Genomic DNA, 282 nt, shown 5'->3' on the forward strand with positions numbered 1-282 from the left:
CCATTGTGCAGCGCGAAAGTTTGAGGCTGCAATATCAGTACCAACAGCAGCAGATGGTAACCTCCGGTTTTTGGCAACGGTTATTAGCGCCAGCGCCAGTGCCGCCCATCACCTTAGCCGTGGCAGTGTACCAAGCTTTATTAACCTATCAAAACTTATTGTACGAAAAAGCCATTTGTTATCAAAAGCCGCTACGTAATATGTGGTTGTCCCTTAACCAGCTGTATCTTTTAGCCTGTCAGCACCATATTACCAAAATGGACTTGAGCACTCATACAGTGA

1 pseudogene is annotated in these 282 nt (G+C 45.7%); it reads left to right on the forward strand.

Annotation, left to right across the window (positions count from 1 at the left end):
• Positions 1-282: pseudogene (locus AAEY79_RS14560) on the forward strand (hypothetical protein); the annotation flags it as partial.

It is taken from the genome of Psychrobacter sp. GW64-MNA-CIBAN-0177 (assembly GCF_040309585.1).
GTDB lineage: Bacteria > Pseudomonadota > Gammaproteobacteria > Pseudomonadales > Moraxellaceae > Psychrobacter > Psychrobacter okhotskensis.